Genomic DNA, 12,419 nt, shown 5'->3' on the forward strand with positions numbered 1-12,419 from the left:
GGCTTAGCCCTCCTTCTTCTTGTTGGTGGAGTAGTCGCGCTTACGCGGATGAATTAAGGATGTATCGACATCTTCGTACGAAATTTGTGGCCCTTCCGCTGTCCAGGTCGCCTTGGACGTCTTCAGGAATTTGTCATCGTCGCGATCCGGGAATTCCGGCTTGTAATGCGCACCGCGGCTTTCGTCGCGCAACAGTGCGCTGACGGTCATCGACTCGGCGAGCTCCAGCATGTTCCATAGTTGACGGGTATATGCAGCACCCGAGTTGTTCCAGTTCGCCACGTCGTTGATGTTGATCTTCTTGTAACGTTGTTTCAGTTCCTTGATTTTGCCGATCGTTTCTTCGAGCTTCTTGTTGTAACGAACGACGGTCATGTTGTTCGTCATCCATTCGCCGAGCTCTTTCGCGATGACATAAGCATTTTCCGTTCCGTCCATTTTCAGGATGGCGTCGAATTTGCTCTTCTGCTTGCTGCGTTCACGCTCGAACACACCTTCGGATACGTCTTCCGCAGACTTCTTCAAGCCTTTGATGTATTCGACCGCTTTCGGTCCCGTAACCATACCGCCGAAAATCGCCGACAAGAGCGAGTTCGCGCCGAGACGATTCGCGCCATGATATTGGTAATCGCATTCTCCGCAGGCAAAGAGCCCTGGGATGTTCGTCATTTGGTTGTAGTCGACCCACAAGCCGCCCATCGAATAGTGGACCGCAGGGAATATTTGCATCGGAATTTTACGCGGATCGTCGCCCGTGAATTTCTCGTAAATCTCGATGATGCCGCCGAGTTTGACGTCGAGTTCTTTCGGGTCTTTGTGAGAAAGATCCAAGTACACTTTGTTCTCGCCGTCGATGCCGAGCTTTTGGTTTACGCACACGTCAAAAATTTCCCGAGTCGCGATATCGCGCGGTACGAGATTGCCGTACGCCGGATATTTCTCCTCAAGGAAGTACCAAGGCTTGCCGTCTTTGTACGTCCAGATGCGTCCGCCTTCGCCGCGCGCCGATTCGCTCATGAGGCGGTTTTTGTCGTCGCCCGGAATAGCTGTCGGGTGAATTTGGATAAACTCGCCGTTCGCATAATGAACGCCTTGCTGGTACACTGCGCTCGCTGCGGTTCCCGTATTAATGACGGAGTTTGTTGTTTTTCCGAAGATGATGCCCGGTCCGCCGGTCGCGAGAATGACTGCGTCTCCGCGGAACGTGACACATTCCATCGTGCGCAAATCTTGCGCCGAGATGCCGCGGCATACGCCGTCGTCGTCAAGCACAGCGCCGGTAAATTCCCAGTGTTCGAACTTCTGAACGAGTCCGGCCACTTCCCAGCGGCGAACTTGCTCGTCCAATGCGTACAGCAGTTGTTGTCCGGTCGTCGCGCCGGCGAAAGCCGTGCGGTGGTATTGCGTACCGCCAAAACGACGGAAATCGAGCAATCCTTCCGGCGTACGGCTGAACATGACGCCCATCCGGTCCATCAAGTGAATGATGCCGGGCGCAGCTTCGCACATCGCCTTGACCGGCGGTTGGTTCGCGAGGAAGTCTCCTCCGTATACCGTGTCGTCGAAGTGCTCCCATGGGGAGTCGCCTTCGCCTTTCGTATTCACCGCTCCGTTAATGCCGCCTTGCGCGCATACGGAGTGGGAACGTTTAACCGGCACGAGCGAGAACAGGTCAACCCGCATGCCCGCTTCCGCCGCTTTGATCGTCGCCATCAAGCCGGCTAGTCCGCCGCCGACGACAATTACTTTTTGAGTAGCCATCTATGTTTCTCCTCCCGCTATCGATAGGGGTATGTTATCCTTGTGTCGCCGAACCGAGCAGCGCGGCAGCTTCGTTCGAGAATTCATCGCCGCTAAGCGCTACGATGGACAACAGGAACAACGCGGTCAAAATGACGAAAATGACCATGCAAATGTTGGAGGAAATTTTCTGCGCACGCGGTCCGACCGTAATGCCCCAGCTGACGAGGAATGCCCACAAGCCGTTGGCGAAGTGGAACATTGCGGCAACGACGCCGATGACGTAAGCTGTCAACGCGACCGGGTTTTGAAAAATTTCGTTCATGCGCGATCCGAGGTCCTCGTGCCGCACGTTGCCGAGTACAAGCTGGAAGCGCGTCTCGTAAAAGTGCCAGGCCACGAAAATAAACGTGATAACCCCGGTTATCCGTTGCGCCGCAAACGCCCAGTTGCGTCCATAGCTGAATCGTCCCGTGTTCAAGTTCGACTGGTAAGCGACATACAAGCCGTATACGCCATGGAACAAGATCGGCAGCCAAATGACGAACAGCTCAAGGAAAAAGAGCAAAGGCATCTCGTTCAAATTGTTGATGCTTTTGTCGAACCGCTCTTTCCCTCCTTCGAACGCGGAGTAGTTCGTTATCGCGTGCTCGACGATAAACAATCCGAGCGGGATAACGCCGAGCAATGAGTGAAGCTTTCTCGGTAAGTAAGAATTACTTGCCATGTGTGTGTTCGTTCTCCTTTCGCATCCGAGCTTCGACAACAATAGCGACGAATTGTCAGACGTCACCATTTTGTCACCGCTTTTAAGGTTACTCTATTTTCGCTTATAATGGAACTGCTTATTTAATATTAAAACTTATAACAATTACGCATAAGAGAGGCTGTTTATCCATGTTGGAAGATATGCGTTTGTTCGCCGCGATCGTGGAACAACGAAGCTTAAATAAAGCCGCTGAACGCTTGAACTTGTCTCAGCCCGCACTATCCCGCCGACTGTCCAGAATGGAAGCCGAACTTGAAGTCGATCTGTTCCGCCGTATCGGTAAAAGGCTCGAGCTAACGCCTGCAGGCAAACTCACGTATGATTTCGCCCTTGAGCTTCGGCGGTTCCATGGTGACTACTTGCAGAAGTTAAACGCATTCAAGTCTTCGGAAGCACCGGTGGCAACGATCGGAGCGAGCTTGACGACGCTGCAGACGACGCTCCCCGAGCTGATTACTACGATGACCGGCAAACATCCGAACTTGGAAATTAAAGCGGTCACCGGCAAGTCCCACGAAATCGCGACGTTAGTCAAAGAACGCAAAGTCGATTTCGGCATCGTCGCCTCATCGGTCGTAGACGACGCCATTACCAGTTTACCCTTGTTTGACGATCATCTTATCCTCGTCCTCCCGCGAAAACATCTTTTATTAGAAAGAACTCATTTGGAAATGAACGATCTGAACGGGCTGCCGATGATTTTGTTTGCTCCGGGGACTTGGTATCGCACGTTGACCGACGAGTTGTTTAAGACGTACAAACTAAAACCGGACGTTCGGATGGAAATCGATTCGTTCGAAGCGATTATCCGGCTTCTGTCCGCTTGCCGCGCGGGCACACTGCTGCCAAAATCGTATTTGCGCGAGCAAGTATTGGCAGATAACGACCTCGTCTTGGTCCGAATTCGGGAGCTCGAGGAAACGAAAAGGACAACGTCGCTTATTCACGGCGATCCCTTATGGCTTGCGCCTTCCACGCGGTATCTCATTGATGAGACAACCGCTTATTTCGCTCGCAGAGCGGTGCCTGGAATGGAGTAGCCCATCCTCCCCTGCTGCTGTGGGCGACCTATTTTCCTATAGTTTCCGGTTTTACAGGCCTATGCATTGTGTTAGCCTTTTACATATGCTTCTTGGCATCGTTTCCCGGTTGGCTGGGAATACCAAAGTCAAGGCACAAATGACGGCCTAAACCTTCGGGTGCGGGGGACAATATCGAAAGTATGCGCAGGATACATATCCGCCATGTACTTGGGGTGAATCGCGATTTCGCGAAGAGTCGATCTCCCGGCTCTAATCCGACAGCTAACCTCGCCGGCCGATTCTCAGGAGGATATCTCAGATGGTACACAGTTGGAAAAAGCTCGGAACGCGCGCCAGCGCGCTCGCACTCGGCGCCGCTTTGGCGATTCCGTCTCTGACGGCCTACGCAGCTACAGCTCCGTATACGGCCAAAGAAGGCGATACGTTCTGGAAATTGTCCAAGCAACTAAACGTTCCGCTGGAAGAACTGATGGATGCGAATCCGCGAATTGATCCGCTGAACATTTACGCCGGCTTAACGCTCGTCATTCCTGGCAACAGCATGCTCGCCGCGGCGGATACCAAAGAAAGCGCGGCCAAAGAAAACACGGTAACAGCACAATCCGTGACGACGACGTCCGGACAATCGCTCGGCTTCTCAAAAGTTCTCGATATTAAAGCAACCGCTTACTCCGCTTCGGCGGAAGAGAACGGCGAATGGGGCCCTGTCGATTACTTCGGGAACCCGTTAAAGCTGGGGACGATCGCCGTCGACCCTAGCGTCATTCCGTTCGGAACGCGCGTATACATTACCGGTTACGACTTCTCCGGCTTGCCGACAGGCGGGTTAATCGCAACGGCCACCGATAAAGGCGGCGCGATCAAAGGCAACCGAATCGATATCTTCGTACCGGGAAGCCGTCAATTCGTATCGGGCTTCGGTTACCAAAGCGTTAAAGTGTACGTATTGAAATAACAGAATAGCGGTTACTCCGCAAATGAGGAAAACCGTCAGGGGTTCACCCTGGCGGTTTTCAAGTTGCAAAATGATGAAATCGGATTCAGACATTCATTTTTCCTCCACGCTTGTTAAAAAACCACATTCAAGCCAAAGAAAGCTAGTCGATCGTAACGACATCAGGTAAACTACTTCTGTAATCCTTTCTTGCCATCTGATTTCCTTTCTGTTCAGAAAGCTTTAGGGATAATATCACAAGATTAGTACTCATCCTCAGGAGGTATTCTTATGTCTGAATGCAAACTGTTTGTCGATTATGAGCAACATGAAGCTGGGGTTCGAATGATCACATTAATAGAAGAGTTGGCAGCGAAAAAAGAGAGCGCACAATTGGAAAGTTTGATTATCGGGGACTGGGGCGGCGCTTATGAGACAGATTCCAGTGCTACTGTGGAAGCTCTTGTACGCTTGAAGGATCGTTTCCCAAAGCTACGTAGCCTATTTATAGGTGATATGAGCTATGAAGAGTGCGAGGTCTCCTGGATTAATCAATCCAATCTTGGACCGTTACTCGTTGCTTATCCCGAGTTAATAAGCTTTACTATTAAAGGCAGCACAGGTCTTAGTCTTGAACCGGCTCGGCATGACAAGTTGCAGCAGCTTACGATTATTTGCGGCGGGCTGGGTAAAGATGTAATTGCCAGCATTAGCAAGGGAAGCTTCAAAAGCTTACAGAAGTTGGAGTTGTACCTCGGAGTCGAAGAATATGGATTCGATGGCAGTCTTGAAGATGTACTTAAGCTAATCGAACCGGGGAAGTTCCCACAACTTACATATCTTGGACTTAAAGACAGCGAGATTCAAGATGAAATTGCGATTGCTATAGCGAATGCGCCAATTGTCGATCAGTTGCACACCTTGGATCTTTCTTTAGGAACGCTAACTGATAAAGGTGCGGAAGCACTGCTGCTAAGCGATAAAATTATGAAGCTACAGTTTCTTGACCTAAATTATCATTATATGTCCGATAACATGATGGACCGCTGGAATCAATCTGGTATTAACGTGGATATTAGCGATCAGCAGGATACTGATGAACATGAGGATTACCGCTATCCGTCATTGACGGAATAATGATGAGCACGATGATTCTCATTGGTAATCCCGATAATAAAAGAACAAACGGACTGCAAGCAGCAAGAGCAAGGCTGGGGTTATCCCCAGCCCTTGTTTTGAGTTATATTGATGTACTGCAAGGCAGAGCAGATTTGATTTCGCTTGCGGAAAGCTATGAGCAACTTGAAAAACCGCCCATTCTGCGGGTAGATGCGCCAGGAGAGCATTTTGAAGTAGAGCGTGAGCTTATTGCACTTGGCGCACCCAGTTCTACAGACTCGGCTATTGAAGAGGATGATAAGTTCTGGCTAAACTACAATGATACTTTCCATCCCCTGTCCGCCAAGAGTGCTCGCAGTATAAAGGAAGTGAAAGGCAGGCTCTATCATCCTTCTCAATGGTTTCGTGGATATTGCAGACTGCTAGCAAAGTTAGATGGACAAGCCAAGCAGCTATGGAATATGCCGCGCTGGATGAATACGCCTCAGGATATAGCTGCTATGTTCGATAAGCGGCATACGTATCAAATTTTATCAGCAGCAGGCTTGCCACTGCCCAGAAGATTAGTTGCACCGCAAGCCATCCAAACTTATGATGCACTGCGTGAAGCAATGGCAAGTGAGCGCTCCTATCGTTTGTTTATTAAGCTGGCTACTGGCTCTGGTGCATGTGGAGTAATCGCTTATCAGTTGAATCCCGTAACAGGGGCAGAATCTGCCGTAACTACGATGGGTGTAGAAAACTATTACACCCGACCTCCGTTATTTTACAATGTGAAAAAGCTGGTAACTTACAATGATCGCCATGCAATCCGGCAAATGATCAATTGGCTGTTAGGGCATGGCGCCCATATCGAACAATGGATTCCAAAAGCATCTTATCAGCAGCACAGCTTCGATATTCGTCAGCTTGTTGTCGCAGGCAAAGCCTGTCACAGCATTGCTAGAGCAAGCAAGACACCGATTACTAACTTGCATCTCGACAGCAAACGGATGAGTTTGAAGCAAATCGGTCTCTCTGATTTGCTTCAAGCTACTGTACATCAATGTGCGGAGAGAGCCTTATTAGCATTTTCACAATCGATGGTTGCAGGTATAGATGTGCTGCTCAGTAGCGGTTCTTACCAGCCTTACATACTGGACGTTAATCCATTTGGTGATTTGCTATATGATAGTCATTATCAAGGATACGATCCCTATGAATGGGAAATGAGGACGATCTCGATCTAGCTGGAAGAGGAGCAACAGAATGTTTAACATGAACGAAATTGTCGGAAGTCATGATATTCTCATGATAACACTAGATACACTGCGTTATGACGCTGCTGCGATGGAGGAAGAGCATTGCCCGAATTTATGTGATGATGGGCATTGGGAGCTGAGACATACACCAGGCAGCTTCACTTATGCCGCACATCATGCATTTTTCGGTGGCTTTCTTCCGACTCCGGCTACTACAAATAAATCAGAACATGTGCGTTTGTTCCACTCCAAAAATACAGGGCTGAAAACACATCCGTATACGTGGCAATTCGATACGACGGATATCGTATCGGGACTGCAAACGGAAGGTTATCGCACGATTTGTATTGGCGGAGTTATTTTTTTTACGAAAAAAGTTCCACTTGCGAAAGTGCTACCCAGTTATTTTCAGGAAAGCTATTGGCGGATGACCTTTGGCGTGACAAATCCGCGCTCGACCGAGCATCAAGTCAATCATGCGCTGAAGCTATTAGAGCGTTCAGATCAAGAAGCACGCTTGTTTATGTTTATTAATGTTTCAGCGATTCATGGACCGAATCATTATTTTGTTCAAGGAGCAAAGCAAGATTCAGTAGAGACACAACGTGCAGCTCTTCGTTATGTAGACGGCGAGCTAGGTCGCTTATTTCAAGCATTTAGAGAACGGAAGCGTCCTGTGTTCTGCATGGCGTTTTCTGATCATGGCACCGCTTATGGCGAAGATGGCTACAATGGTCACAGGCTGGCCCATGAAGTCGTGTGGAATGTGCCTTATCGCGAATTTATGTTGTAGGGAGCAATGATTATGAACAATAGTTGGAGGCATCATTTAACTTCAGAGCCCTATCGCTCTTATCTATACTCTTATCCGCATAAAACGTCCTATCGAACATTGGAGACGAAGCTGCCGTTATCTGAACTTTGGAGTCGGGAATTGGCAGATACGTTCTTTTTATATATGCATATTCCGTTTTGCGGTGCTCGCTGCGGCTTCTGTAATTTATTCACCTTACCTGATAAGCGTGCGAATGTGCATGCTGAATACGTCGATGCCTTGGAAAGACAAGCAGAACAGTGGGCACCCTTCATTCAACATAAGCCGATTGCCAGATTTGCGATTGGCGGGGGAACACCGACACTGCTAGCGCCTACTCAGCTTGAGCGCTTGTTTCATATCGCACAGCATGTAATTGGCATGAACCCAGAACGAGCTTCTATCTCGGTGGAAACTTCTCCAGAGACGGTAACTGCCGAGCGTTTGGACATTTTGAAACGTAGAAAAGTGGATAGGATCAGTATGGGGATTCAAAGCTTTATTGAAGCGGAAGCAGAAGCGATCTATCGTCCGCAAAAGCCACAGGAAGTGGAACGAGCGCTGAAACAACTCAAACTTTACTCGTTTCCCATTCTCAACTTGGATTTGATTTACGGGCTTCCCGGGCAAACACATGATTCATGGCTGTACTCGTTGGACAAAGCGCTATTTTATGAGCCGCAGGAAATTTTTATTTATCCGCTATATACGCGTGAGCATACGATCGTCAAGCCAGAGCAAATTAGACAGAGCGGAGAAGATCAGCGGCTACGTCTATATAGCATTGCACGAGAACGCTTGTTAGCGCACGGGTATACGCAGTATTCGATGCGTAGATTTGCTAAAGCAGAAGCAGATTCACCAAAGCGATTGCTTGATTACGGCTGTCATGATGAAGGCATGGTTGGGCTTGGCTGCGGTGCACGCTCATATACAAATGCTGTTCACTATTCCTCACGTTATAGCGTAGGACGTGCAGCTACAGCAAGTATTATTGCCGATTATGTGGCAGCAACTGATTTTACCTATGCGGATTATGGGATTGTACTTGGCAAAGATGAGCAGCAGCGGCGCTTTATTCTTAAATCCTTGCTACATACGGAAGGTTTGACGTTGGCTAGCTATACGGGGAGATTTAACAGTTCGGCGCTTAACGATTATCCTGAGCTAAATTTGCTGCTGGATGCAGAGCTTGCTGTTGTCCAGAAGGAAGTGTTGCGACTAACTGCAGAAGGGATGATGTACTCCGACGCGATAGGCGATTGGTTTATCTCCCCAGAAATACGGATGCGCATGGAAAGCTGTGTAATCACATGAAGACGACCATTTATTTTCGGGGTAGCTTGAGCTCTTGCAATTACGATTGCCCCTATTGTCCTTTCAGTAAAAATATAGATAGCCGAGAGACGCTGGCTAAAGATCACTTGCAGGTGCGAAAATTTGTGGATTGGGTTAAACAGCAAGACCGTCAGTTATCTCTATTTTTTAATCCTTATGGTGAAGGGCTGACGCATCTATGGTATAGAGATGCTCTGGTTGAGCTGTCCCATATGCCACATGTGAGCAAAGTGGCAATTCAAACGAATTTATCAGCCAATCTTGATTGGGTAGGTCAATTAAATCCGCTGACCGCAGCCTTTTGGGTAACTTATCATCCGGGACAGACGAAAGAGGAACGATTTTTACAGCAATGTCATAAGCTCTACACGCACAACGTTCCATTTAGTGTTGGTTCTGTTGGTGTTAAAAGCTCATTTGATTCGATCGCTTCATTAAGAAAAAACTTACCTTCAAATGTTTACTTGTGGATTAACGCATTTAAGGATAAAGCTGATTATTATTCGGATGAAGATATGGTCTGGTTGGCTCAGATCGATCCCTATTTTTCATTAAATGCCCAAGATTACAATAGCTTAGGTATGCCCTGTCGTGCCGGAGAGTCCGTATTCTATGTGCAGGGAGATGGACGGATCAAGCGCTGCTATAAAGATAGACAAGTCATTGGTAATTTGTATAGGGATGGTTTGGAGGCAATTGCCAAGCAACGACCATGTCGGATGAATCAATGCGATTGTTATATCGGTTACATCCATATGGAATCACAGAAGCTGGAACATATTTACGGTGAGCACATACTGGAGCGTATTGCGTTATGGGAGGGATCGTACATTGAGCGGAACAGCAATATGGCTAACCGGCCTCCCCAGTTCGGGGAAAACGACAACAGCCTTGGCGCTCGCTGCGACTTTACGGGAACGAGCGGTTAGAGTCGAATGCTTGGATGGCGATGAGCTAAGACACAAACTTGGCAAAGAGCTAGGGTTCAGCAGGCAAGATCGAATGGAGAATATACATCGTGCCGTCTATGTTAGCCAGTTGCTCAATCGCAACGGCATTACGACGATTATTTCGATGATTGCTCCTTATGCTGAAATGCGTGAGTATGCGCGAGCAGAGCTAGAGAACTATGTGGAAATCTATGTACATTGTCCGTTGGAGGAATGCATACGCCGAGATGTAAAAGGCTTATACGCTAAAGCAATTGAAGGTGAAATTGCAGAATTCACCGGAATTTCCGATGTTTACGATCCGCCAGTTACTCCAGACATTACAATACATACTGCAACTAGCAGCGTAGAAGCAAATGTACAGCAAATTTGGGCGTATGTGGCGGATCGTTCGAATCAGCGTTTGGACTCCTTCACTCCGAGCAATTCGGTCAAAGATACCGGCTCGTACCGGTGAAGCCTCAACCAATCGATTAATGCCGGCAGCGACTGCACCGTGCCTCTTAAGCTTTGCCCTTGCCCGCCGCCCGCGTGCATAAGCACGACGGCACCGGGACGGACGGAGCGCGTCACGTTGTTTAGCACCTGCTTCGCGCTGAGCTGACGCCAATCCGACGAATCGACGTTCCAGTTGACGACTGTATAACCTGCCTGCTTCGCCCATCGGAGCTGTGTCTCCGTAATTTCTCCGTACGGCGGCCGCACGAGCTTTGGCTTAAACCCGACGATACCGTCGATGATCGTTTCCGCACGTCCGATCTGCTGCTGCATTTTATTCAGCGACAGCTTGGAGAAATCCGGATGGCTAAACGAATGGTTGCCGATGTCGTGCCCTTCCTTCTGTATGCGCAATAAGAGGTCCGGATGTTTCTTCGCGCGCGTGCCGACGACAAAAAACGTTGCCGTCACTTTCTTTCGTTTAAGCACGTCCAGCACTTGAGACGTAAACCGCGGGTCCGGCACGTCATCGAACGTCAGGGCGACTTTGCGCGTGTCCCCGGACGCAGACAGAACAAATGCCCCTTTGTACTTCTTCTCCATATCCGACCATCTCATGCCGGAAGGTTTGGCAAGCACGGAGTCGTGGCCGTTTCCCGCCGCAATGAAAAAGGTGACGGAGCCGATCAGCGCCATCACCGCTTTGAATAGTCGCGCTAACGTCATCGACCGTTTCCTCCCCGGCATTTCACTTCCCTTATATCGTGAGCGAAATGCGGGGTTTTCATTCGTCGGAAGAAGAACGATTTTCCTCTAATCCCAGTATCCTCGCCAGCCAAGCTGTCGTGCTCGCTTGCACCAGTATGGTAAACACGACTGCCAGCAGTACGACTGCCGACACTTTGTCCGCATGAGCGACCCCGCTTGCGACGATCATACCGGACAAAGCTGCTGGAATGACGCCGGTTTCGCGAACCCAGCACATGAACAGCAGCTCCTTGCCCGTCCAACGGGTTCTTCTGTCAGGCCATGCCGACGACAAAACCGTAAGCGGTCTGGCAACAAACACAAGCGCGGCGACAACGGCCAGCGCTGGCCAGAAATAATTTCCGATCAAAGAGAAATTCACCTGACTGCCTAGCAAAATAAAAATAAACATCCGCATCATCACGGATGCATTGTCCGCCACATGGCCCATTTCGTCGTTTTTGTCGTCAATCGATACGCCGAGTAAGCGTGCATTGCCCCAGACTAACCCCGCTGTGAACGTCGCCATAAGCCCGCTGACATGCAGAAGCTCTCCCGCCAAATAAGCTGCAATGGCGGCGGAGAGCATCGAAAGCGCCGCATAGTCGCGAAACCATCCCCATTTGGCATGGCCGACGAGATACACGATTGCAGCAGACAAAACAAATCCGACCGCCAAGCCGCCGAGCGCTGTTTTAATGAAATCGAGCGATACGCTGCCCAAACTCGGCGAGTGCCCGGACAAAATCGCAGTGAGCAACGCAAACGTCAGAATGGATCCCGTGGCATCGTTAAACGCGGACTCGCTTTCGACCGTCTCTCTTAGCCGTGCCTTTACGGCAACTTGGCGGAACACGGGAATGATTGTTGCCGGGTCGGTCGAGGAAATGACTGCGCCGATCAGGAGCGCCGTCATCCAGTCCAACCCGAACGCCTCATGGGCGACAAAACCGACGATACCGGCCGTCACGACGACGCCGACCGTGCTTAGAAGCGTTACAGAGACGAGCACTTGCTTCAGCCCATGCCAGCGTATGTTTCTTCCGCCATCGAACAGAATCAGTGCGGAGCCCGCAGACAGGACAAGCTGGTTCGTCAGCGAAGTGCTCTCTTCGGTAATCCATTGCAAGCCTTGTCCCAGTAACATGCCTACACCGATAAAAAGCACGACGTCGGGCACTTTGATCCATGCGGCAAGTCTTCCCGTTATGATGCCTGCAGCAAAGACGATCAGAAACAGGATCAACAGATGGTGAACCGTTTGAACGACTTCGTTATCCATGCAG

General features: G+C 49.6%; 12 protein-coding genes and 1 riboswitch. Of the genes, 8 read left to right on the forward strand and 4 right to left on the reverse strand.

Annotated features, from left to right (window positions below; all coding sequences use genetic code 11):
* Window positions 1–3: 3 nt before the first annotated feature.
* Window positions 4–1,761, reverse strand: a complete 1,758-nt coding sequence (sdhA, locus tag ACFPOF_RS22700) for a succinate dehydrogenase flavoprotein subunit (protein ID WP_378136897.1) — start codon at window positions 1,759–1,761, stop codon at window positions 4–6.
* Window positions 1,762–1,795: 34 nt separating this feature from the next.
* Window positions 1,796–2,467 carry a succinate dehydrogenase cytochrome b558 subunit gene (locus ACFPOF_RS22705; RefSeq protein WP_378136899.1) on the reverse strand — a complete coding sequence of 224 codons (672 nt, stop codon included), beginning with the start codon at window positions 2,465–2,467 and terminating at the stop codon, window positions 1,796–1,798.
* 170 nt (window positions 2,468–2,637) lie between these two features.
* Here ACFPOF_RS22705 and ACFPOF_RS22710 point away from each other — a divergent pair, with 170 nt between their 5' ends.
* From ACFPOF_RS22710 to cysC, 8 genes are all read left to right on the forward strand, one after another.
* Entirely contained in the window at window positions 2,638–3,549 is a 912-nt protein-coding gene (locus ACFPOF_RS22710; RefSeq protein WP_378136901.1) for a LysR family transcriptional regulator, read from the forward strand.
* A 134-nt stretch (window positions 3,550–3,683) separates the two neighbouring features.
* Window positions 3,684–3,845: riboswitch (cyclic di-AMP (ydaO/yuaA leader) on the forward strand.
* Between the two features lie 5 nt (window positions 3,846–3,850).
* The gene (locus tag ACFPOF_RS22715) at window positions 3,851–4,507 is read left to right on the forward strand and encodes a 3D domain-containing protein (protein ID WP_378136903.1); all 657 of its coding nucleotides are present in this window, start codon (window positions 3,851–3,853) and stop codon (window positions 4,505–4,507) included.
* Window positions 4,508–4,777: 270 nt separating this feature from the next.
* On the forward strand, window positions 4,778–5,623 hold the full coding sequence (locus tag ACFPOF_RS22720; protein WP_378136905.1) for an STM4015 family protein: 846 nt from the start codon (window positions 4,778–4,780) through the stop codon (window positions 5,621–5,623).
* Window positions 5,624–5,634: 11 nt separating this feature from the next.
* Window positions 5,635–6,834, forward strand: coding sequence for an STM4014 family protein (locus ACFPOF_RS22725; protein WP_378136907.1), 1,200 nt, complete (start codon window positions 5,635–5,637; stop codon window positions 6,832–6,834).
* A gap of 19 nt (window positions 6,835–6,853) precedes the next feature.
* On the forward strand, window positions 6,854–7,639 hold the full coding sequence (locus ACFPOF_RS22730; protein ID WP_378136909.1) for an STM4013/SEN3800 family hydrolase: 786 nt from the start codon (window positions 6,854–6,856) through the stop codon (window positions 7,637–7,639).
* Window positions 7,640–7,651: 12 nt separating this feature from the next.
* Window positions 7,652–8,977 carry an STM4012 family radical SAM protein gene (locus tag ACFPOF_RS22735; RefSeq protein ID WP_378136911.1) on the forward strand — a complete coding sequence of 442 codons (1,326 nt, stop codon included), beginning with the start codon at window positions 7,652–7,654 and terminating at the stop codon, window positions 8,975–8,977.
* Complete coding sequence (locus ACFPOF_RS22740) at window positions 8,974–9,927, forward strand: STM4011 family radical SAM protein (protein WP_378136913.1); 954 nt, start codon at window positions 8,974–8,976, stop codon at window positions 9,925–9,927. The genes ACFPOF_RS22735 and ACFPOF_RS22740 overlap by 4 nt, the downstream gene beginning before the upstream one ends.
* Window positions 9,890–10,405, forward strand: a complete 516-nt coding sequence (gene cysC / locus ACFPOF_RS22745) for an adenylyl-sulfate kinase (RefSeq protein WP_378136915.1) — start codon at window positions 9,890–9,892, stop codon at window positions 10,403–10,405. The genes ACFPOF_RS22740 and cysC overlap by 38 nt, the downstream gene beginning before the upstream one ends.
* Here cysC and ACFPOF_RS22750 read toward each other — a convergent pair.
* Window positions 10,345–11,112, reverse strand: coding sequence for a polysaccharide deacetylase family protein (locus ACFPOF_RS22750; protein ID WP_378136917.1), 768 nt, complete (start codon window positions 11,110–11,112; stop codon window positions 10,345–10,347). The two genes, cysC and ACFPOF_RS22750, sit on opposite strands and share 61 nt — an antisense overlap.
* Window positions 11,113–11,170: 58 nt before the next feature.
* Window positions 11,171–12,415 (reverse strand): cation:proton antiporter, encoded by a 1,245-nt coding sequence (locus ACFPOF_RS22755; RefSeq protein WP_378136918.1) that lies wholly within the window; start codon window positions 12,413–12,415, stop codon window positions 11,171–11,173.
* Window positions 12,416–12,419: the final 4 nt, after the last annotated feature.

Origin of the sequence: Cohnella soli, from assembly GCF_042655525.1 — a bacterium.
Classification (GTDB): domain Bacteria; phylum Bacillota; class Bacilli; order Paenibacillales; family Paenibacillaceae; genus Cohnella; species Cohnella soli.

Bases quoted from the DNA above. Each gene is read 5' to 3' on its own strand.
- sdhA (WP_378136897.1), bottom strand. From the start codon at position 1,761: ATGGCTACTCAAAAAGTAATTGTCGTCGGCGGCGGACTAGCCGGCTTG.
- ACFPOF_RS22705 (WP_378136899.1), bottom strand. From the start codon at position 2,467: ATGGCAAGTAATTCTTACTTACCGAGAAAGCTTCACTCATTGCTCGGC.
- ACFPOF_RS22710 (WP_378136901.1), top strand. From the start codon at position 2,638: ATGTTGGAAGATATGCGTTTGTTCGCCGCGATCGTGGAACAACGAAGC.
- ACFPOF_RS22715 (WP_378136903.1), top strand. From the start codon at position 3,851: ATGGTACACAGTTGGAAAAAGCTCGGAACGCGCGCCAGCGCGCTCGCA.
- ACFPOF_RS22720 (WP_378136905.1), top strand. From the start codon at position 4,778: ATGTCTGAATGCAAACTGTTTGTCGATTATGAGCAACATGAAGCTGGG.
- ACFPOF_RS22725 (WP_378136907.1), top strand. From the start codon at position 5,635: ATGATTCTCATTGGTAATCCCGATAATAAAAGAACAAACGGACTGCAA.
- ACFPOF_RS22730 (WP_378136909.1), top strand. From the start codon at position 6,854: ATGTTTAACATGAACGAAATTGTCGGAAGTCATGATATTCTCATGATA.
- ACFPOF_RS22735 (WP_378136911.1), top strand. From the start codon at position 7,652: ATGAACAATAGTTGGAGGCATCATTTAACTTCAGAGCCCTATCGCTCT.
- ACFPOF_RS22740 (WP_378136913.1), top strand. From the start codon at position 8,974: ATGAAGACGACCATTTATTTTCGGGGTAGCTTGAGCTCTTGCAATTAC.
- ACFPOF_RS22750 (WP_378136917.1), bottom strand. From the start codon at position 11,112: ATGACGTTAGCGCGACTATTCAAAGCGGTGATGGCGCTGATCGGCTCC.
- ACFPOF_RS22755 (WP_378136918.1), bottom strand. From the start codon at position 12,415: ATGGATAACGAAGTCGTTCAAACGGTTCACCATCTGTTGATCCTGTTT.